Consider the following 19,696-nt stretch of genomic DNA (forward strand, 5'->3'; position numbering starts at 1 on the left):
CTTCCATGGAAGATACATTACGGAGCAGCGCCTGGCGCTGGATGCTCCTCACCGCCATCGCGCCGATCGCCTGGGGCTCGACCTACGTCGTGACCCGCGCCGTGCTCCCGGCGGAGCCGCTGTGGGGTGCGGTCATCCGGGCGCTGCCCGCCGGGCTGCTGCTGCTCATCCTGAGCACGCGACGGCCGCACGGCGCCTGGTGGTGGCGAGCCGCGCTGCTCGGGATGCTGAACACCGGCGGCTTCTTCGCTCTCGTCTACGCGGTGGCCCAGCGGCTGCCCTCCGGCGTGGCGGCGACCGTCATGGCCGCCTCGCCGCTCGTGATGATGGCGGCGGCGCGAGTCGTGCTCGGGCAGCGGCCGCGCATCCTGGCACTCGCTGGGGGAGTGGCGGGGATCGCCGGCGTCGGCCTCATGCTCTTCGGCGGCGCCGGCGCCGTCGACCCGATCGGAATCGTGCTGGCGGTGCTCGCCCTCGTTTCCTCCGCGGTGGGCTACGCCCTCGCGACCCGCTGGGGTGCGACGGACATCGTCGCCTCCACCGCCTGGCAGCTGCTCGCCGGCGGCCTGTTGATGCTGCCGTTCGCTGTCGTGATCGAAGGCGCGCCGCCCCAGCTCGACGGCGCCGCCTTCGCCGGCTTCGCCTACGTCACCGTCGTCGCGACCGCGCTGGCCTTCGTCGCGTGGTTCGCCGGCCTCCGGCACCTTCCGGCGGCGACCGTGGGGCTCATCGGGCTGCTCAACCCCGTCACGGGAGTCGTGCTCGGTGCGCTCGTCGCCGGGGAGGTGCTGACCGGCCGCCAGCTGACCGGGCTCGCGATCGTGCTCGGGGGCATCGCCCTCGGCCAGGTGCGGTTGCGGCGGCGCGGTCAGCTGCCGAGCGACTCCAGGAAGCTCCGGGTCGGCGCGAAGAAGGTCGAGCCGGTCGCCGCGGTGGAGAAGTCCAGGATGCGGTCGTAGCTGCCCTCCGGGTCGCCCACGAACATGCGCTCGAGCATCCGCTCGATCACCCACAGCGCGCGGGAGTACCCGATGAAGTAGGTGCCGTACTCGCCGTGGCCCGGCCGGCCGAACGGCATGTTGTCGCGCAGGATGTCGTGCTCGACCCCCGCCTCGTCGACGATCGTCGCGAGGGTCTTGTGCGACTTCTGGCCGTGCTCGGCGTCATCCAGCTCGATGTTCTCCACCTTGGTGCGGCCGATGACGCCCTCCTGCGAGGGAACGGGCAGTCGGCTCCAGGAGGACAGGTCATGGAGGTACTTCTGCACGACGACGTAGCTGCCGCCGGCGTGCTCCGGGTCCTCATCGCCGACCGTGGTGGCGTCGGCCATGTCGCCGCCGGCCGGGTTGGCCGTGCCATCGACGAACCCGAGCAGGTCGCGGGCGTCGAAGTAGCGGAAGCCGGTCACCTCATCCACTACCTGGACGGCGTCGCCGAGCGAGTCGAGCAGCTGGCGCTCCAACTCGAAGGTGAAGTCGGAGCGCTCGGCACGGATGTGGAACAGCAGGTCGCCGGGCGTCGACACGGCGGTGTGCACCGGACCCGCGATCTCGCGGAACGGGTGCAGCTCGCGCGGCGGCGGGGTGTCGGTGATGCGCCGCCAGAGGTCGGCGCCGATCCCGACGTTGCAGGAGAGCCGCGCGCCGAGGTCGCGGAAGCCGACGGTCTTCACCTGGTCGGTGATCCCGCCGAGCACATCCTTCACGGCGGCCAGCGCCTCCGGGGTGTCGCCGACGGTCACGACCAGGAAGACGGCCGCGCGCGAGAGCGGAGCGTCGACGCTCTGGGGGTCGATGGGGACGCGCTGCCAGGGCTGGTCGCCGGTGTTCGCCATGCCCTCATCGTGCCGTACGCGGGCGCTGCGCCGCCACCGACCCCATCCCGAACGCCGCCGCTTAGGCTGGAGGGATGACGCTCCCCAGCACTGACACCGCCGTCACGTACCCCGACGGCGACCTCACCTCCACCGGCACCGTGCTCCACCTCGAGCCGCTGGCCGACGGGCGCACGGCGGTGGTCCTCGACCGCACGGCCTTCCATCCCGTCGACGCGGTGTGGCCCGACCAGCCTGCCGACGAGGGGATACTGACAGCCGGCGGCCGCAGCTACGCGGTGGTGGACGCCCTCGTGGGAGCCACCGACGGCACGGCGCTGCACGTCGGCGACGCGCCTGTGCGCACCGGAACGGAGGGCTGGGCATTCGTCGTCTGCCATCTCGTCGACGACGCGACCGGCCTCGCCGAAGGGGACGCGGTCGCGGTGAGCGTCGACGCGGCCCGTCGCCGCGCGCTGTCGGCCGGCCACACGGCGTGCCACCTCGCATCCCTCGCCCTCAACGAGGCGCTGTCCGGTCTGTGGACGAAGGACGTACCGCTGGATGGCCGCGGCCGACCGAACTTCGACCAGCTCGCCATCACGAGCTCGCGCATCCTGGAGGGCGGTTCCGTCGACGAGTACCGCATCGGCAAGAGCCTGCGGAAGAAGGGATTCGCCGCCGCAGAACTCGCGACGGGTCTGGACGGGATCACCGATGCCGTCGACCGGACACTCGCCGGGTGGGTCGCCACGGGAGCTGCGGTGACGATCGTCCGCGACGGCGGCCGGCTGGGACTCGGCGACCGGCGGTATTGGCGCGCCGAACTGCCGGAGGGCGCGGTGGAGATCCCCTGTGGCGGCACGCACCTGCGGTCGCTGGTGGAACTTGCCGGTGTGGAGGTGCGGCTCGAGTCGACCGAGGCCGACGGCGCCGTCGTGCTCACGATGCGCACCACCGCGCGCGTCGCCTGACGGGGCTGCCTGACGGGGCTGGCCGACGGGGTCGCCCGCTGCCGCGCGGCTAGTGCGGCAGGAACGGCAGCGCCACCGCGACCATCCCGAGCCCACCGGCCACGCCCCAGCCCGCACGCACGAGCTGTGCGCTCCGCACCTCGCGCTCGATCGCGCAGAAGCGCTCCGTGGTGTCCGCCCGCGGCTCCAACGGACGCCAGCTCGCCGGGTCGTCGAAGAGGCGTGCGACCTGCGCGACGGTCTCCGCATCCAGCGAGACAGGTCGTCTGTTCAGCCAGCGCACCAGGGACTCGGCACGCAGCAGGGTCGCCCGCGCCGGCTGCTGCCGGAAGCGGACCTCCTTCGCGCCGACGACGGCGATGACGGGATGCATGGGCGTGTCGATTCCGGCGCGTAACAGCAGGCCGCGGATGCGTGCGACTTCGAGGTCGGAGTTCCGCAGGTACGGCTGCTTGACCCCGTTCACCCAGATCGCGCGCTGGTAGACCGTCACCTGTGCGCCGCGGTGGTGCTTGGTGTTGACGACGAAGACGCCGCCCGGCCCGACGACCAGGTGGTCGACATCCGCTTCGCCCGAGCCGACAGGGACCGCGTGGAACGCACTCCAGCCGTGCGGCAGGCGTGTCAGCGCAGCACCGACCTCGCGCTCGCCGAGAGCGCCGGAGAACCAGGGATGGGCATCCTGTGGCAGCGGGTCGACGCCGAAGGCGCGCGCGAGCGGTGAGCGGCGGGGCGAGGCCTCCTGCAGCCGCACGACCTGCTCCATCACCGCAGCCCCCGGGGCTCGGTCGCGCATCCGCTGTCCGCTCACTCCACGAACGTACCGACCGCGGTGGGCCGCACCCAGTCCCCGGCCGGGGCCAGATCGGAGCGGCTACCCCTGACCGGGGGAGCCCTGCGTGCGGGGAAGGTCCTCGGGGCCGGGCAGGCGCTCCTCGAGCGACTCGTTGCGCTCCTGCACCGTCTCCAGGCGGTCGGTGTCGGTGGGGCCGAGCTCGGTGACGGCGTCGGTCAGTTCGTCGGCGTCACGCGGGGTGGCTGTCTCATCCGGTCGATCGGTCATGCGGCGCACTGTACGCGCGTGGGTCGCGATTGACGGCGGTTGACGGCGGGCGACCTGGACGGGCTAGCATGCGGAGCATGAGCCGCATCGAAACCGGGATCGTCTCCTACACCGTCTCCGGCGACTACTTCGCCCGGGTCGGCGCCGACTTCGACACGGAAGCCGTCGACGACGCCATCCTCGCCGAACTGAACAGGATGCTGCCGCGTGGCGTGGTGGTCGAGCGCAACGGCAAGGTGCTCGCCGAGGAGGAGGTCGCCGACGAGGCGCGAACACTCGACTGGGAGGCGCTGCTCCGGCGCATCGACGTCGACCAGATCCTCGCCGAGCACGGGCGCTGACACTGTCGCTGACAGGTCAGTGTGAGCGTTTGACGGCGTCGTAGGCCGCGAGGGCAGCCCGGCGTGTCTCCTTCAGGTCGACGATCGGCTCGGGATACTCAGGCGTGTCCCACTCCGGCACCCAGCGGCGCACGTAGTCGCCCTGGCCGTCGAACTTCTCGCGCTGCAACTCCGGGTTGAACACGCGGAAATACGGGGCCGCGTCGGCTCCGCTTCCGGCGATCCACTGCCAGTTGAAGGCGTTGTTGGCCGGGTCGGCGTCCACCAGCGTGTCCCAGAACCACTGCTCGCCCAGGCGCCAGTCGATGAGCAGGTTCTTGATGAGGAATGACGCGGTCACCATGCGCACACGGTTGTGCATGACGCCGGTTGTCCACAGTTCCCGCATCCCCGCATCCACCAGCGGAACGCCGGTGCGACCCTGTTGCCATGCCCCCAGTGCGGACTCATCGAGCGGGGGCCAGGGAAAGGAGTCGTACTCGCGATGGATGTTCACGGTCGCCAGGTCCGGATGCTCGAAGAGCGTGTGGTAGGCGAACTCGCGCCAGCCGAGTTCCGCCAAGAAGGTCGAGCTGCCCTCCGCTGTGGCACGGTCGCGGCGCGTCGTCGTCGCATGCCAGACCTGGTGCGGGCTGAGCTCTCCCCAGCGCAGCCGCGGCGAAAGGCGGGAGGTGGCCTCGACGCCGGGCACATCGCGCTCCTCGCGATAGGAGCCCACATCCTCGGTGAGAAAGCGCTCCAACTGCTCGTGGGCGGCCTCTTCGCCCGGCGTCCACGCCTCGCGAAGGCCGGCGGCCCAGTCGGGGTGGGTCGGGAGCAGTCGGAGGTCGTCCAGCGCGACGGTTTCCAGGGAGGCAGGAGGCGTCGCGCCGTGCAGCACGCGCGGGACCGGTCCCGGCTTGCGCGGCTCGGGCGCCGACAGGCACGCGCGCCAGAACGGTGTGTAGACGGAGAACGCGGTGCCCTGGCCGGTGCGGACGGTCCAGGGTTCGAAGAGGAGGTTCGCACCGAAGCTCGTTGCCTCGAGTCCCGCATCCCGAGCGGCTGTCTTCACGGCTTCGTCGATGTGCCGCTCGACCCCGCCGTAGCGGCGGTTCCAGAAGATCGCTTCCGCGTCGGTCTCGGCCAGCAGCAGCGCGATCACGCGCTCGCTCGGGCCTCGCAGAATCGTCAGACCTGCGCCCAGCCGTTCGAGCGACTCCGTGAGCGACAGCAGGCTGTGATGGAGCCACCAACGGCCGGCACCGCCGGGCGCGCGGAGGTCAGGCGTCTCCTCGTCCCACACGAAGACGCAGAGCACCGGGCGCCCCGACTGCGCCGCCGCCGACAGTGCTGGATTGTCGGCCACGCGCAGGTCGTCGCGGAACCAGACGACCGCCGGTCGCTCCAACGGTCAGACGTCCAGAGAGTCGCCGGGCTCCAGCGCGTAGAAGGTGCCGCCGTTCTGCTCGGTCGCCCAGGCGAGGCGCGCGTTCGACATGTCCTTGCCCGCGCGCGAGAGGACCATCTCGTGGACGGGGAAGCTGCGCTTGGGCTTCACGGCGAGGACGTAGTCCATGGTCTCGGCGACCTTCATCCACGGCGCACCGGCAGGGGCGGCCAGCAGGTCGACCTCGACATCCTCCGGGACGAAGAAGGAATCTCCCGCGTAATAGAGGGAGTCATTGATGAGCACACCGACGTTGTCGACGACCGGGATGCTCTCATGGATCACCGCGTGCTTGCCACCGAAGAAGCGCAGCGTGAACGGTCCCGCGTCGATCGTGTCGCCAGGGTGGACGACCGTGATGTCGAAGTCCGATGCTGCCGCCGCCACGCCCTCCGGGCCGTAGATCGTCACCTCGGGGGAGAGGTCGCGCACGCGGTTCAGTTGCTCCGGGGTCCAGTGGTCCGGGTGCTCGTGCGTGATCACGACGGCGACCGCGTTCGCGGTGTCCGTCAGCGGCGAGGTGAAGCTGCCGGGGTCGACGAACAGCTTCTGTCCGTCCTGTTCGAGGAGCAGGCCAGCATGTTCGAACTTGGTGAGTCTCATGGGTCCAGAAAATACCGAATGGGATGCATCCGCAAGCAGAGCGCGCGTAGGGGTGTCGTCCGAGTCGCGGTTGAGGAATATACCCCTAGGGGGTACCGTTGGAGCCGATATGGACGAGAAGAACGAGCCCACGACCATCCAGCAGCCGTCACATCACGACGAGCACGCGCATCACGACGAGCACGCGCACCATGACCACTCGGCGCACGCCGGTCACGCGCACCATGACGAGCACGCGCACCATCACGGCACGGACGCAGGCCACGACCATTCGGACCATTCCGGTCACGCGGGCCACGACCATTCCGGCCACGCCGGCCACGACCCGGCGATCTTCCGGCGGAAGTTCTGGCTGACGCTCGTCCTGACGATCCCGACGCTCGTCTTCTCGCAGGGGCTGCAGGAGATCCTGGGCCTCGATGGTCCGCGGTTCCCCGGCAGCCAGTACATCCCTGCGCTGTTCGGCGTCGTCATCTTCTTCTACGGCGGTCTGGTGTTCCTCCGGGGAGCCGTCGACGAGCTGCGCGCCAAGCAGCCGGGGATGATGACGCTGATCTCGCTCGCGATCGTCGTCGCCTTCGGCTACAGCCTCGCGGTGACGCTGGGCCTGCCGGGCATGGACTTCTGGTGGGAGCTCGCCACTCTCATCCTGATCATGCTGCTCGGGCACTGGATCGAGATGTCGGCGGTGATGGGAGCCCAGGATGCTCTCGGCGAGCTCGCGAAGTTGCTGCCCGACACGGCGGAGCGGGTCGGCGACGTACATGCCGAGCCGGAGCACGTCACGGTGAGCGATCTGCGGGTGGGAGACCTCGTCCGCGTGCGTCCCGGGTCTGCTGTGCCCGCCGACGGCGAGATCGTCGACGGCCGGAGCGAACTGGACGAGTCCCTCCTGACTGGAGAATCAAAGCCGGTGACACGCGGCTCGGGGGAGCAGGTGGTCGCCGGAAGCATCTCGGGCAGTGGCTCGCTCGTGGTCCGGGTGACGCGTACCGGCGGCGACACCGCGCTCGCGGGCATCATGAAGCTCGTCTCCGACGCCCAGGCAAGCAAGTCGGGCACCCAGGTGCTGGCCGACCGCGCCGCCGCCTGGCTGTTCTACGTCGCGCTCGCCGTCGCCACCGTGACGCTGATCACCTGGACCCTGCTGCGCCCGGGCGACCCGTCGTTCGTGCTCGAGCGCGTCGTCACGGTCCTGATCATCGCCTGCCCGCACGCGCTGGGACTGGCCATCCCGCTCGTCGCGCAGATCTCCACCGCCCTCGGCGCCCGGAACGGCCTTCTGATCCGTGACCGGCACGCCATGGAGGACGCCCGCCGAGTGGATGTCGTGCTCTTCGACAAGACCGGCACGCTCACCGAGGGCCGCCAGGGCGTCGCCGCAGTGGCCGCCGAGGACGGATCCGAGGAGGCAGCAGAGGCCGCCGTGCTGGCGCTCGCCGCCGCGGTGGAGGCTCCGGCGGAGCACCCGATCGGGGCCGCCATCGTCCGGGAGGCGCGCCTGCGTGGGCTGACGATCGCGCCGGTCGCCGAGTTCCAGGCGCTCGGCGGTCGGGGCGCATCCGCCTCGGTCGGTGGCGAGACGGTCGTCGTAGGCGCTCCCCGCCTGCTCACCGAGCGGGGACTGACGGCGGGGGAGTCCGTGCAGGCCGCGGCTGACCGAGCCGCCGCCGCCGGCCAGACGGTCGTGTACGTCCTCCGGGAGGACCGGGTCGCCGGCATGATCGCGCTCGCCGACGTCATCCGTCCCGAGTCGCGGGAGGCAGTGCGCTCGCTGCGCGATCGTGGTGTCCGTGTCGCCATGCTGACCGGCGATTCGCGCGCGGTCGCCGAGGCCGTCGCCGCGGAGCTCGGCATCGACGAGGTGTTCGCCGAGGTGCTTCCCGGCGACAAGTCCGGGACCGTGGCGCGCCTGCAGTCCGACGGCTCGCGCGTCGCGATGGTCGGCGACGGAGTCAACGATGCTCCTGCGCTCGCGCAGGCGGATGTCGGCATCGCCATCGGTGCAGGAACCGACGTCGCGATCGAGTCCGCCGGGGTCGTGCTCGCCTCCAGCGATCCGCGCGGTGTCGCCAAGGTGATCACGCTCTCGACCGCCACCTACCGCAAGATGCTGCAGAACCTGGCGTGGGCCACCGGCTACAACGTGATCGCGCTCCCGCTCGCGGCGGGCGTGGCCATCGGTCTCGGGGTGGTCGTGTCCCCGGCGTTCGGCGCGGTGCTGATGTCGCTGTCCACGATCGTGGTCGCGATCAACGCCCAGCTCCTGCGTCGGGTGCGTCTCTGACCCAGGTGCGTCTCTGACCCGGAGTCCGGAGCCGACAGACACCGCGGCCTGCGTCGACGGCGGCCGCATGTGTCATCATCAGGCACTGTGACCGCAATTCCGCGGGCCGTGGTCGTCGCGGTCAACCCCATGGCCTCCTTCGGCCACCGACGTGAGGTCGGGCCGCGCGTCATCGAGCGCCTCCGCCAGGCCGGGCACCGGGTGACCGCCATGGACGAGGCCAACATCGAACTCCTCCGCCGCGAGACGGCGCGGGCGCTGCAGGAGCCGACCGATGCGCTGGTCGTCGTCGGAGGCGACGGGATGGCGAACCTCGGCATCGACCTCGTCGCGACCAGTGGCATCCCGCTCGGCATCGTCCCCAGCGGCACCGGCAACGACCTCGCCGACGGCCTCGGCATCCCGGTGAAGGACACGGAGGCGGCGATCGATTTCCTGCTCGAGGCGTTGCAGCGCGAACCGCGCATTATCGACGCCGGCACGATCCGTCACGGCGAACTCACGACCTGGTTCGGATGCGTCGTCTCGGCCGGCTTCGACGCCACGGTCAACGAGCGCGCCAACCTGATGACGCGCCCGCGCGGCCGCAGCCGGTACATCGTGGCCCTCCTCCGCGAGCTCGCGACGCTGAAACCGCGCCCGTACCGCATCCACGCCGATGGACGGCTCATCGAAGTCGAGGCCATGCTGGTGTCGGTGGCCAACAACCGGTCCCTCGGCGGCGGGATGCGGATCGTCCCTGATGCCGACCTCGCCGACGGTCTGCTCGACCTCTTCATCGTCGCACGGATGTCGCGCGTGCGTTTCCTGCGCATGTTCCCGAAGGTGTTCAGAGGCGAGCACACCGGCCTCCCGGAAGTGACCATCCTGCCGGTGTCGGGCGTGCGTATCGAGGCCGACGACATCGTCGCCTACGCGGACGGTGAGCGCATCGGTCCGTTGCCGATCCAGGTCGCCGTGGCGCCCGGAGCGCTCCGCATTCTCGCCTGACCCGACGCTGACCCGACGCGCCCGGGACGCTAGTCCCGTTTTGGCACCCGAACCCCATCTGTGGCATGATCTTCTAGTTGCCAGACGGCCCCATCGTCTAGCGGCCTAGGACGTCGCCCTCTCACGGCGGTAACGCGGGTTCAAATCCCGCTGGGGTCACAACTGCCCGCTTCCCTTGATTCGTCAGGGAAGCGGGCTTTTTCTTACTCGGCGACGGGTGCTCAGAATCAGGTCTGTGGCAACACTTCGGCAACATTCGATCATGACCGCGTCATCACGTACGACGGCAAGAGCGTCAAGCATTTTCGAAGAGGTCGGCGCAGTCTGCGCGGCGTGATCCGATGGTGCCCAGTTACGGCCTCCATGTACGTGTGTGCCGTCGAGGAGAGCAGCTGGGCCGCACGACCGGGTCCGCTAGGGTCGGCACATGCCGAGTCGCGAGGGGTGGTCGCGCGGGCGGGTCGGGTGGGCCCTGCTCGCAGTGGTGGTGCTGGTCGCTGGGCTGGCGGGGTGCGCGCCGGCATTCGCGACGGCTGACGGCCGCGCCCATGACGCCGCTAGCAGCGGAGCGGATCGTCTCGCGAAGGCCGTCGACGACTCCCGGCCGCGGAACGTCCTGGCCTCCGACCTGGCGTACGAGTACGCGCGGCCCGGCTCAGGCTGGCAGCAGGCGCCGGGGACGAACGCGACGCTATCGGGGGAGGCGGTCTCCTGGGAGGGCCAGACCCGCGATCCCGGCGGGGCCTACTTCGTGCTGCGGATCAGCGCCCACGCCGACGGCGGAGGTTGGGGCCGCTCGAGCGGAGACTGGTCGGGCTGCTTCGCCTTCCGCGCCCACGCGTTCTTCGCCTGGCAAGCGACCTCCGTGCGGGAGGTGGGGTGCCCGCCCGGCAGCCCGACGGCTCCGCCATCACCACTGCCTGCGCCGGCCCTTCCCGCGGACGCGGCGGACCGGCTGTCGGCGGTGCTCGCCTCAGCGACGGCGAACGACCTCGGAGCGCAATTGGCGGCCGCCTTCCCCGACGGCTCAATGCGCTCCGACCCGGTGAGCGGCGCGCACCTCACCCTCGACAGCGGGGCAGAGGGCACGGTGCTGGCCGCGGCGGTCGGCATCTCGGGCACCACGGACTGCAAGGTCGGGACACGCTCTGCGGACGGACAGGTGCAGGTGTGGCACCCCCAGAACGTAACGTTGCAGCGCGGTGAGGCGGGGTGCACGATCTCGAACGCGTTGCATCCAGTGACGACGCACTGATGCGGGTGGGATGGGCAGCTGCTGCCGGATCCCGGATCTCGCCCCCGATAGGCGTGGCGATTCATGAAGGGGGCGTCATCGACTCGCTCAGACGACCCGGGGAATCGGCCCAGCGAGTCCAGGCGCGGCGTTCTGCCCGACTTTGCCGCGGATGAAGATGAGCAGAATGCGGCCCGCGACGATCACGGCGGGATTGCCGACGCCTCCGAGGGGCCGCTGGTGCACCCTGCGTGGGATACAGGGTGGAGAGGAAGATCGACGGGTCGGTCGACGCGTGCAGGAGGATGGGCCAAATCAGCAGAAGACGTCCCTGGTACCGTTCCTCGACCTGCTCCTCCGGTCTCGGCCGCAATCGGTGGGTCTCAGTGCTTGCATGTGCGGTCAAGGAGTGCTGGTGGCGAATGCCTCGATGAGTATGTCCGCGAGCGGCTGCGGAGCCTCTTGCGCGACATAGTGGCCGACACCGTCCAGCTGGATGGAGGTCGCTTCCTGCGTAGTGACGCCGCGGAATGCTGCGTGGGTGAACCCACTGCCGCGGGAGCCGACGGTTGTCACGGGCGCACGCAGTGGCACGTCCTGTGCGAGGTTGCGCAGCTCTTGACCTTCCGTGAGCATGCCACGGTAAAGGCCTGAGGCGCCCGAGAATCCGCCGGGCCTGCCGTAGGTGCGGACGAACTCGGTGACGTCCTCGGCGCTGACTGCAGTAGGGGGGACGCCGTAAAGGGGGTATAGGTACTCCCCGACGAAGGCGCGGGCTTGTTTCTCGAACAGCAGGCCGGCGACGCCGGGGGATGCCAGGGCGCCGATGTACCAGACACCGCCGTGAGTGACATCTGCAAGCGCTTCAGCGCCGAAGCCCGCAAGGCCCGACTCGATCGCGGTGAGGCTGGTGACGTCCTCAGGATGGGTGGCGGCGAGTCGGTAAACGACACCGCCGCTGACGTCCTGCCCCACCACATGCATCGGTCCCACGGACAGGTGCTCGATCAGCGCGTGAAGATCCTCAGCGGCGACCGCGCCCGAGTAGTTCTCGTCGGCGACGTCCGAGTCACCGAAACCGCGCAGGTCTACGGCGTAGACGCGATGATGGGCCGCTAGAAGCGGGATGAGCTTGTGGAAGGCCCACCACGTTTCCGGGAATCCGTGAACCAGCAGGACGGGCGTGCCTTGGTTTCCGGCCGTGACGTAATGCAGTCGCGTGCCGTTTACTGCCACGGTTTCGTGCCGGACCTCGGCGATGGTTGCTTGGTCGCGTTTCATGAGCGCCTCCTGGCGAACCTCGGGTACTAAGACAACCAGGTTGTCACAAGTCTCTCAGATAGACAACTCGGTTGTCGAAGGGATTCGTGTCGCTACGATTGACCCATGTCTCGAAGTGGTGCTGATCTGGCGTTGCTGCTTCTCGGCGGGTTCCGGTTCATGGCGGAAGAGGCGACGCTCCGGCTTGCCGCGCGCGGCTACCCTGGGGTCCGTCCCGCCCATGATTTCGCGTTGCGTGCTGTCGCGGCGGGAGCCGGGTCGGTCTCGGAGGTGGGGCGGCGCACGTCGGTCTCCAAGCAAGCGGCAGCGAAGACGGTCGCGTTTCTGGAAGAGAGCGCCTACATACTTCGCAGCCCTGATCCGGGCGACGGGCGAAGAGCGCGCCTGACAGTGACGGATCGCGGGCACTCGCTCATGCGTGAGGGCGAAGCCGTGTTCGACGAGCTCCGGACTCAGTGGGAAGCCCTCGTGGGCCGTGACCGCGTCGCCGACGTTCAGGACGCCCTGCTGCGCCTTCTCGGCACCGACGAGGCGATCCTCGGCGGCTTGGCACAGGACCCTTCGCCTGAGGAACTCGCTACCGCCGAGCACGAGCGCTCCCATGAGCAGCAGAGCTAACGAGCCAGGAAACTGACAAGGGGCCTGGGCTGGCAATTGCGCAGTAGTGATGGACTTCACCTACCGGCGGCCCTGTGGCGCTCGTCTCGGGAGAACGAGTAGCACCACGGGCACAGCTGTCGCTGCAATGATTGCGGCTCCGATGAGGTTCTCAGCCAGCGGGTTGCCCGACGCGATGTCGATCGGCTCGCCGATTCAACCGATGAGGACAACGACCGTCAGGGGAACGATTGTCGCCAGCCCCCCCGCGACCTCTCACCGCCCCGAGCGCTCCGACGACCAGAGTGTATCCACTCGGATGTGGGCAGGCCGCGTGAGAGGATAACGCCCGTGGAGAAACGTGCGCGGTTGCCGGGTATGGGGCGGCTCGAGTCTTTCAGTGACGCCGTACTGGCCATTGTGTTGACTCTGCTGGTACTCGAACTGCTACCCGATGGGGCCAAGTCTCCCGAGCAACTCCTTCAGGACTGGCCCACCTATCTCGCGTTTGTGACCGCCTTCCTGACCGTGGGTGTCGTGTGGCTGAACCACAATCAGGCGGTCTCCCGAATCCGCCGGGCCGATCCGACTGTGCAGGTGCTGAACCTCGGAGTGCTCTTGGGTGCTTCGCTCATGCCCTGGCCCACCGCGCTGATCTCCGCGGCGCTTCAAGACGGCGACCGGCCAGCCCAAATTGCGGCCATTTTCGTCTTCGCGATCGTCACCGTCCTGATCAGCGTTCCCTGGCTGGTCTTGGACCGCTACCTCATCCGACACCCGGCTTTGCTCACTTCATTAAGCGACGAATCTTGGATGAGAAAGCACGCCCAGGTCTCGGCAGCGACGATAGTCGCCGCGGGAATCAGTGTCGCGTTGGCCTTCATATCTCCGCTTGCATCATTGATCCTGTACGCAGTCGTAGTCGCTGTCTTTCTCGTGGTCCGGCTGAGGGAATCAGTCACCGACCGCGACGACTAGAGCGGCGTGCGGGGTCCTGCAAGCACGATTCGCTCACGGACGTGCTTCTCCTCGTCGTGCGGGCGCGCACTGAACGTATGCTCGGCCACTGCGCCCGCTGAAGGATACGTTTTCCGCGTCTCGGGCGGACAGGATCGGCTTGCGGACGACGAACTCGCCCGTGCCCCAGCGCTACAGCGCGATGACGCTGACCTGGTCTTTGCCGCGATCCTTGGATCGGTACATCGCCCGGTCGGCGACGCGGAGGAGTTCCGGTCCGCTGAGAAGGCGGGACGGGCCGGCGGTGTGAACCGTCACCCCGACGCTGGCGGTGACCGTGCGCTGCCAGCCGTGGTCGTGAAGCGGCTGCTTGATGGCGACCCGGATGCGCTCGGCGATCGCCGCCGCGCGCTGGTGATCGGTGTTCTGGCAGACGACGATGAACTCGTCGCCTCCGTAGCGGCAGACGAGGTCGTCCCCGCGCACCGCGGAGACGAGGCGTGCGGCGATCAGCTTCAGGACGGTGTCGCCGGCGGTGTGGTCGAGCTCGTCGTTGACCGATTTGAAGTCGTCGAGGTCGACGAAGATCAGCGCGAGCGGCTCCCCGCGTTCGATCGCCGAGGCGACACTGGCGGTGATGTGGCTGCGCAGCAGCACCCGGTTTGCGAGACCCGTGAGGGGATCGTGGAGGGCGATTGCCGCCAGCTGCGCCTGCAGCCGGAGCCGCGCGACCGTCTGGGCCGCCTGACGGCACAGCGACCCGAGCAGTTCGACGGCATGCTCGTCGAGTTCCGGTGGACGGGAGAAGTAGCAGGCGAGCGTCCCGAGTGAGGCGCCACCATAGGCGAGCGGGGCCGCGAGCATCGAGTCGAGGCGAGCGGCGCGCAGGGCGGTGGCGGCATCGGGATGCGCCAGCTCGTCGCGCACGGACCAGCTCGAAATGCCGTCGGCCGGGAGTGGGTCCGCGGGCAGCCCACCGGGCAGGAGGGCGGCATCGAGCGGGACGGTCCCTCCGACCAGGCGCGGCTCGTGACCGTCGAGGAAGACGGCGGCGGCCGTCGCGCCGAGTGCTTCCCGTGCGCTCTCCGCGAGCGCCTGCGCGAGCAACTCGACGGTCTCGCTGTCGCCGAACGCCGTCGTCGCGTTCTGCAGCACCCGCGTCCGCGCCTCCGACGACTCCGCTTCGCGTCTGGCGGTCAGCAGCTGGCGCTCGTAGTCCTGCCGGCGGCTGGAGTCGAAGACGGCGACATGCACCAACGGGGCGGGCCCCGTCCGGTCGACGACGGCGTTGACCAGGACCGGTAGCGCGGCGTCGTGTGCGGTGCGGAGCGACAGCGCGACCTCCCGCACCTCGCCCTGCAGGTGCAGCACGGGGAGGAATCGCGTCTCGTAGAAGATCCGGGCACCCGGTTCGAGCAGGTCTGTCAGGCGGGTGCCGGCCAGACGATCGACGGCGAGACCTGTCCACGCGGCGAACGTCGCGTTGACCCGCACGATCCGGCCGTCCTCGGTCATAGTGGCGAGCCCGCACGGCGCGTGGTCGTACAGTTCGTCGGCCTGCGTCATCTAAAGCGAACTCCGGATGGCGTCGGCCAGTCCGTCCGGATCCGAGAGGTTAGGCGTATGGCCGGTGGCCGCCAGTTGGATGAAGGTGCTGCCCGGAATCCGCTCGTGGACGTACAGACCGACGGGCGCGGGCGCGATGGCGTCCTCCGCACACTGCAGCACCACCGTCGGCACGGTCACCTCCGGCAGATCGGCGCGGTTGTCCGAGAGGAAGGTGACCCGGGCGAAGTGACCCGCGATGGCCGGGTCGGCGCGGCAGAAACTGGCCGTCAGCTCGGCCCCGACCTCCGGACGGTCCGGATTGCCCGCGATGACGGGTGCCATCGCCTCCGACCAGCCCAGGTAGTTGTCGTCGAGCGTATCGAGGAGTCCGTCGATGTCCGGGCGGGTGAACCCGCCGACGTAGTCGCCGTCGTCGATGTAGCGGGGGGAGGGGCCGACCAGCACGAGCCGCCCGAACCGCTCTGGTGCGCGGTTCGCGGCGAGGACGCCGATCATCGCGCTGACCGAGTGGCCGACGAAGACGACGTCCTCCAGGGCGAGCGCGTCGAGGATCTCGAGCACGTCGTCCGCGTACCCGTGCAGCGAGTCGTACTTCGCGCGGTCGTACGCCGCGAGATCGGAGTCGCCTGCGCCGACGTGGTCGAAGACGATCACGCGGTTCTCGGACTCGAAGTGGGGGAGGACCCTCCGCCACATCTCCTGACTGCAGCCGAAGCCATGGGCGAACACGATCGGGCGACCGGCGGGGTTTCCCGATTCACGAACGCTGTTTCGGCGAAGAATGTCGACAGCTTCTGTCGGTTGCAGCATCCACGGTCCCATCTCAGTGCGAGGAACAGTCCCTCGGGCATTATCGGCCGTCTCCGCTCACTGAGCATAACGGCGACTGGAAGCGCTCACGGCGTGGCGTCCTTCGGCATCCACTCCTCCGGATGGTGCCCCCGGATCGCGGAGCCGAAGTAGGCGCCCGCCGAATCGGCCTCGCGCAGCTCCCGCCACTTCCGGGCGGGGACGAGGAAGTAGCGGTACACCTCGCCGGACACGAACTCGATCTCGAGCACGCGGGCCGACGGATCGTAGCCCGCCGACGCGATCACCGAGCTGTCGAATCCCACCCGTTCCACGGCTGCACACTACGCCCGCCGTCGCTGCGGCACTAAGCTGTCGGAAGCGAAGGGGAGTATCCCGGACGGCTCAGGGCGGGCGCGAGCACCGCCCGGAGAGTCGGCGCTGTGCACGTCATCACGGTCCGCGACGCAGGGGGCCCGGGCACAGCGGCACCGTCTGGTGCGGGAGAGACTTTCGGTCGATGTCCGACGCCCCTCGAAAGGTTCCCCCGTGGAAGTCGCCCTGCCCCTCTGGTTCGAGATCACGTCCTTCGTGGCGCTCCTGCTGATCCTCGCCTTCGACCTGCTCATCGTCTTCAAGCGGCCGCACATCCCGAGCCCGAAGGAGTCGGCGCTCTGGGTGTCGTTCTATGTGGCGCTCGCGCTGATCTTCGCGCTGCTCATGCTGCTGATCGGGGATGCGGAGCACGCCGGGCAGTTCCTGGCCGGGTGGCTGACCGAGTACAGCCTGAGCATCGACAACCTGTTCGTGTTCGTGATCATCATGGGCAGGTTCGCTGTGCCCCGGAAGTATCAGCAGGAAGTGCTGATGGTGGGCATCATCCTGGCGCTGGTGTTCCGCGGTGTGTTCATCCTGCTGGGGGCGGGCCTCATCGCGAGCTTCAGCGCGATCTTCTACCTGTTCGGGGCGTTCCTGCTGTGGACGGCCTTCAACCAGGCGTTCGGCAAACACGACGACGAGGGCGGCGAGGACACCTGGTTCATCCGGTTCGCGCGGCGCCACCTGAAGGTCTCGACGCAGTACGAGGGCAACAAGCTGCGCACCACGGTCGCAGGCCGGCGCATGTTCACGCCCCTGATCATCGTGTTCCTGGCTCTCGGGACGACGGATCTGCTGTTCGCGCTCGATTCCATCCCGGCGATCTTCGGCATCACCCAGAGCCCGTTCATCGTGTTCACCGCCAACGTCTTCGCGCTGATGGGTTTGCGCCAGCTGTACTTCCTGCTCGGGCACCTGCTCGACAAGCTCGTGTACCTCAAGTACGGGATCGCGTTCATCCTCGCCTTCATCGGCGTGAAGCTCGTCTTCCATGCCATGCACGAGAACGAGCTGCCGTTCATCAACAATGGCGAGCACATCGAGTGGGCCCCGGACATCAGCACCTGGACCTCGCTGATCGTGATCATCGGCGCCATGGCGGTCGCGACCATCGCCAGCCTGATCAAGCTGCGGATGAGCGGCACGAGTATCTCCGAGGCCATCCACGCTGACGACGAAGAGGCAGACTCCGAGACCGGCTCCGAGACCACCGCCGTGGACGGCGCGCAGGAGGATCCGCGCGCCTGAGGCATCGGCCCGCCATAAGATGGTCCGACCGGCGCGGGATGGCGCCGCGAGATCCGGAGGACCATCACCACATGAGCTCTCTCGTCGGCGTGACCGTCCGCAGTGACACGGGTGCGGTCCGCCACGTCAACGAGGACAGCGCCCTGGCGCAGGATCCGGTGTTCGTCGTCGCCGACGGCATGGGCGGGCACGCCCGCGGCGACCTGGCGAGCCGGACGGCGGTGGAGAGCCTGGCGCGCACGCTTCAGCCGGGTACCCGGCCGACCCCGCTCGAGGTCGTGACGGCGATCGATGAGGCGAACGCGGCGGTGCGGTCCCTGTCGGGCGCGGACGAGTCCGGAGCCGCTGTCGCCGGCACCACGCTGACCGGGATCGTGCGCGTGCGCGTGCCGGAGCTGGCGTCCGAGCAGTGGATGGTCGTCAACGTCGGCGACTCGCGCGTCTATTCGTGGGACGGCCGGGAGCTGCGGCAGCTGACCGTCGACCACTCGGCGGTGCAGGAGCTGGTGGATGCGGGCCTCATCACGGAGGCGCAGGCCGCGGTGCATCCCGAACGCAACGTGATCACGCGTGCCCTGGGCGCCGAGGATTTCGTCGACACGGACACCGAACTGGTCGCGGAGCAGGGCCGCCAGACCTTCCTTATCTGCTCGGACGGACTGACCCGCGAGTTGAGCGATCAGCGGATCGCCGAGATCCTGGCACAGGGGCATCCGGACCCCGCGTCGGTGCTCGTCGACGCGGCGAACGAGGCGGGCGGCCACGACAACATCACCGTGATCGTGATTGAATCGGTGACCGGGGATGATGCTCCGGCCCCCGTCGACACGCGCGACCGCGCAGCCGACGACGACGGCCGGGAGTTCGAAGACACGCAGCCGAGGGAGTAGGTCGTCCGTGTTCGAGGTGCAGCAGGCGACGCCGGGGGAGTGGACCGTCGTCGCGGGCGGTTCGCGCATCCTGCTGGTGGCCGAGACCGATCGGGCGCGTCTGCTCGCCCTCTTCGAGGCGGTGCGGGCCGGATTCGCTGAGGTGCTGGACGCGCTCGTCGCCGATGGCCTGAGCCGGACACCCGCGTTCGCGCTGCTCGACACGTCCGCACGGCCGTCGCTGCTGGCCGTTCGCGGGACGGCGACCGCGACAGTCGTCGAGAGCGGACGCGAGCGCGAGGTTCGTGCGAGCGGGGTGTCGTCGTGGGTCGAGACCCAGTTGATCGACCCCGCCAGCGTGTCCCTCGGCGCTGCTGGCCCGGGCGTTGTGCTGCCGCTCGTCGAAGGCGTCGTGCGGGCTGCCGGCGTGGTGTGGTCCGCTGCCGAGGAGGCCGAAGATGTCGGCGCGACCGTCGCCGCGCCGCCACGGCGGGAGCGCGACACGGGACCGGTGGATGCGGTTCCGGAGATCGTCGCCGGACCCGCGGTGGAGGCGTTCGAGCCGGACCCGGAGGCCGAAGCAGACGCTCAGGCCGATCCGCACACGCGGATCCCCGAGGCCACCTTCACGGACGTCGCCGCTGCATCCCCCGCAGAACCGGCGAAGTCCGCCGACCAGTCCGGCTACGACCACCTGTTCGGCGCGACGATGATGCGGAGCGTCGAGGATGCGGCCGTGCGTCCCGACGAAGAAGACGAGGCTGCCCCGCCGCGCATCGCCTTGCCGGGGTTCATCACCGACTCGTTCCCTCCTGCCGCCGGCCGGCTGGAAGGCGACCACGACGGGCTCACCGTGATGAGCGGCGACCTCCCCGAACGGTCGCGGCCGTCGGCCGAGGAAGCGGAAGCTGCCCCGCCGGCGCCTGCGCCCCAAAGGTTCGCCGTCCTCCTCTCCGACGGGCGGCGTGAGCCGCTCTCCGCACCCGTGGTCGTCGGGCGCGCGCCGAGCATCTCGGCCGTCCCGTCGCTGCGGGGCGCTCGTCCGGTGACGCTCACCAGCGCCGAGGACGACATCTCGCGCTCCCACGTCGCCGTCGCGGTCGAGGGCGACAGCGTCGTGGTGACCGACCTGCACTCCCGTAACGGCACGATGATCGTCCTTCCCGGCACGTCGCCGCAGAAGCTGCGCAGCGGTGAGCCGACCACGGTGGTGCTCGGAACAGTGATCGACCTGGGGAGCGGCGCGACGCTGACCGTCGAGGCCGCCGGATGAG

General features: G+C 69.3%; 21 protein-coding genes and 1 tRNA gene. 12 read left to right on the plus strand and 10 right to left on the minus strand.

Going from position 1 to position 19,696, the window contains the following annotated elements:
* Nucleotides 1-5: 5 nt before the first annotated feature.
* Nucleotides 6-959: an EamA family transporter gene (locus AB7E03_RS02025; RefSeq protein WP_489938852.1), complete on the plus strand. Its 954-nt coding sequence runs from the start codon at nt 6-8 to the stop codon at nt 957-959.
* On the opposite strand, the gene AB7E03_RS02030 is transcribed toward AB7E03_RS02025, so the two are convergent.
* A complete protein-coding gene (locus AB7E03_RS02030; protein ID WP_489938854.1) occupies nt 869-1,834 on the minus strand; it encodes a Dyp-type peroxidase in 966 nt (321 codons plus the stop codon). The genes AB7E03_RS02025 and AB7E03_RS02030 overlap by 91 nt on opposite strands.
* Nucleotides 1,835-1,908: 74 nt before the next feature.
* Here AB7E03_RS02030 and AB7E03_RS02035 point away from each other — a divergent pair, with 74 nt between their 5' ends.
* Nucleotides 1,909-2,787 (plus strand): alanyl-tRNA editing protein, encoded by an 879-nt coding sequence (locus AB7E03_RS02035; RefSeq protein ID WP_489938856.1) that lies wholly within the window; start codon nt 1,909-1,911, stop codon nt 2,785-2,787.
* 49 nt (nt 2,788-2,836) lie between these two features.
* Here AB7E03_RS02035 and AB7E03_RS02040 read toward each other — a convergent pair whose 3' ends face one another.
* Together AB7E03_RS02040 and AB7E03_RS02045 are read right to left on the minus strand one after the other, a co-directional pair.
* Nucleotides 2,837-3,598, minus strand: a complete 762-nt coding sequence (locus tag AB7E03_RS02040) for a nuclease-related domain-containing protein (RefSeq protein WP_489938858.1) — start codon at nt 3,596-3,598, stop codon at nt 2,837-2,839.
* A gap of 63 nt (nt 3,599-3,661) precedes the next feature.
* Nucleotides 3,662-3,850, minus strand: a complete 189-nt coding sequence (locus AB7E03_RS02045; protein WP_489938860.1) for a hypothetical protein — start codon at nt 3,848-3,850, stop codon at nt 3,662-3,664.
* Nucleotides 3,851-3,927: 77 nt separating this feature from the next.
* On the opposite strand from AB7E03_RS02045, the gene AB7E03_RS02050 reads away from it, so the two are divergent.
* Nucleotides 3,928-4,191 carry a hypothetical protein gene (locus tag AB7E03_RS02050; RefSeq protein ID WP_489938862.1) on the plus strand — a complete coding sequence of 88 codons (264 nt, stop codon included), beginning with the start codon at nt 3,928-3,930 and terminating at the stop codon, nt 4,189-4,191.
* A 16-nt stretch (nt 4,192-4,207) separates the two neighbouring features.
* Here the strand turns inward: AB7E03_RS02050 and AB7E03_RS02055 are convergent, their stop codons facing one another.
* Together AB7E03_RS02055 and AB7E03_RS02060 are read right to left on the minus strand one after the other, a co-directional pair.
* The gene (locus AB7E03_RS02055; RefSeq protein WP_489938864.1) at nt 4,208-5,581 is read right to left on the minus strand and encodes a cryptochrome/photolyase family protein; all 1,374 of its coding nucleotides are present in this window, start codon (nt 5,579-5,581) and stop codon (nt 4,208-4,210) included.
* Between the two features lie 3 nt (nt 5,582-5,584).
* Nucleotides 5,585-6,223 carry an MBL fold metallo-hydrolase gene (locus AB7E03_RS02060; RefSeq protein ID WP_489938866.1) on the minus strand — a complete coding sequence of 213 codons (639 nt, stop codon included), beginning with the start codon at nt 6,221-6,223 and terminating at the stop codon, nt 5,585-5,587.
* 109 nt (nt 6,224-6,332) lie between these two features.
* On the opposite strand from AB7E03_RS02060, the gene AB7E03_RS02065 reads away from it, so the two are divergent.
* The 4 genes from AB7E03_RS02065 to AB7E03_RS02080 all read left to right on the plus strand — a co-directional run bounded on the left by AB7E03_RS02065 (nt 6,333) and on the right by AB7E03_RS02080 (nt 10,755).
* Nucleotides 6,333-8,510, plus strand: coding sequence for a heavy metal translocating P-type ATPase (locus AB7E03_RS02065; protein WP_489938868.1), 2,178 nt, complete (start codon nt 6,333-6,335; stop codon nt 8,508-8,510).
* Nucleotides 8,511-8,597: 87 nt separating this feature from the next.
* Nucleotides 8,598-9,500 (plus strand): YegS/Rv2252/BmrU family lipid kinase, encoded by a 903-nt coding sequence (locus AB7E03_RS02070; RefSeq protein ID WP_489938870.1) that lies wholly within the window; start codon nt 8,598-8,600, stop codon nt 9,498-9,500.
* Between the two features lie 86 nt (nt 9,501-9,586).
* A tRNA-Glu gene (locus AB7E03_RS02075) sits at nt 9,587-9,659 on the plus strand.
* 268 nt (nt 9,660-9,927) lie between these two features.
* Entirely contained in the window at nt 9,928-10,755 is an 828-nt protein-coding gene (locus AB7E03_RS02080) for a hypothetical protein (protein ID WP_489938872.1), read from the plus strand.
* A gap of 87 nt (nt 10,756-10,842) precedes the next feature.
* Here AB7E03_RS02080 and AB7E03_RS02085 read toward each other — a convergent pair whose 3' ends face one another.
* Together AB7E03_RS02085 and AB7E03_RS02090 are read right to left on the minus strand one after the other, a co-directional pair.
* A complete protein-coding gene (locus AB7E03_RS02085; protein ID WP_489938874.1) occupies nt 10,843-10,980 on the minus strand; it encodes a hypothetical protein in 138 nt (45 codons plus the stop codon).
* A gap of 156 nt (nt 10,981-11,136) precedes the next feature.
* Entirely contained in the window at nt 11,137-12,015 is an 879-nt protein-coding gene (locus AB7E03_RS02090; RefSeq protein WP_489938876.1) for an alpha/beta fold hydrolase, read from the minus strand.
* Between the two features lie 105 nt (nt 12,016-12,120).
* On the opposite strand from AB7E03_RS02090, the gene AB7E03_RS02095 reads away from it, so the two are divergent.
* Together AB7E03_RS02095 and AB7E03_RS02100 are read left to right on the plus strand one after the other, a co-directional pair.
* Nucleotides 12,121-12,633: a MarR family winged helix-turn-helix transcriptional regulator gene (locus tag AB7E03_RS02095; protein WP_489938878.1), complete on the plus strand. Its 513-nt coding sequence runs from the start codon at nt 12,121-12,123 to the stop codon at nt 12,631-12,633.
* 330 nt (nt 12,634-12,963) lie between these two features.
* Nucleotides 12,964-13,590 (plus strand): TMEM175 family protein, encoded by a 627-nt coding sequence (locus AB7E03_RS02100; RefSeq protein WP_489938880.1) that lies wholly within the window; start codon nt 12,964-12,966, stop codon nt 13,588-13,590.
* Nucleotides 13,591-13,761: 171 nt separating this feature from the next.
* Here the strand turns inward: AB7E03_RS02100 and AB7E03_RS02105 are convergent, their stop codons facing one another.
* From AB7E03_RS02105 to AB7E03_RS02115, 3 genes are all read right to left on the minus strand, one after another.
* Complete coding sequence (locus AB7E03_RS02105) at nt 13,762-15,135, minus strand: GGDEF domain-containing protein (protein WP_489938882.1); 1,374 nt, start codon at nt 15,133-15,135, stop codon at nt 13,762-13,764.
* Complete coding sequence (locus AB7E03_RS02110) at nt 15,136-15,948, minus strand: alpha/beta fold hydrolase (protein WP_489938884.1); 813 nt, start codon at nt 15,946-15,948, stop codon at nt 15,136-15,138.
* Nucleotides 15,949-16,034: 86 nt separating this feature from the next.
* A complete protein-coding gene (locus tag AB7E03_RS02115; protein WP_489938886.1) occupies nt 16,035-16,262 on the minus strand; it encodes a KTSC domain-containing protein in 228 nt (75 codons plus the stop codon).
* Between the two features lie 214 nt (nt 16,263-16,476).
* On the opposite strand from AB7E03_RS02115, the gene AB7E03_RS02120 reads away from it, so the two are divergent.
* From AB7E03_RS02120 to AB7E03_RS02130, 3 genes are all read left to right on the plus strand, one after another.
* Nucleotides 16,477-17,553 (plus strand): TerC family protein, encoded by a 1,077-nt coding sequence (locus tag AB7E03_RS02120; RefSeq protein WP_489938888.1) that lies wholly within the window; start codon nt 16,477-16,479, stop codon nt 17,551-17,553.
* A 71-nt stretch (nt 17,554-17,624) separates the two neighbouring features.
* Nucleotides 17,625-18,443, plus strand: coding sequence for a PP2C family protein-serine/threonine phosphatase (locus tag AB7E03_RS02125; protein WP_489938890.1), 819 nt, complete (start codon nt 17,625-17,627; stop codon nt 18,441-18,443).
* A 7-nt stretch (nt 18,444-18,450) separates the two neighbouring features.
* Complete coding sequence (locus tag AB7E03_RS02130) at nt 18,451-19,695, plus strand: FHA domain-containing protein (protein WP_489938892.1); 1,245 nt, start codon at nt 18,451-18,453, stop codon at nt 19,693-19,695.
* The last annotated feature ends 1 nt before the right edge of the window (nt 19,696 follow it).

It is taken from the genome of Leifsonia sp. RCC_180 (genome assembly GCF_058138205.1).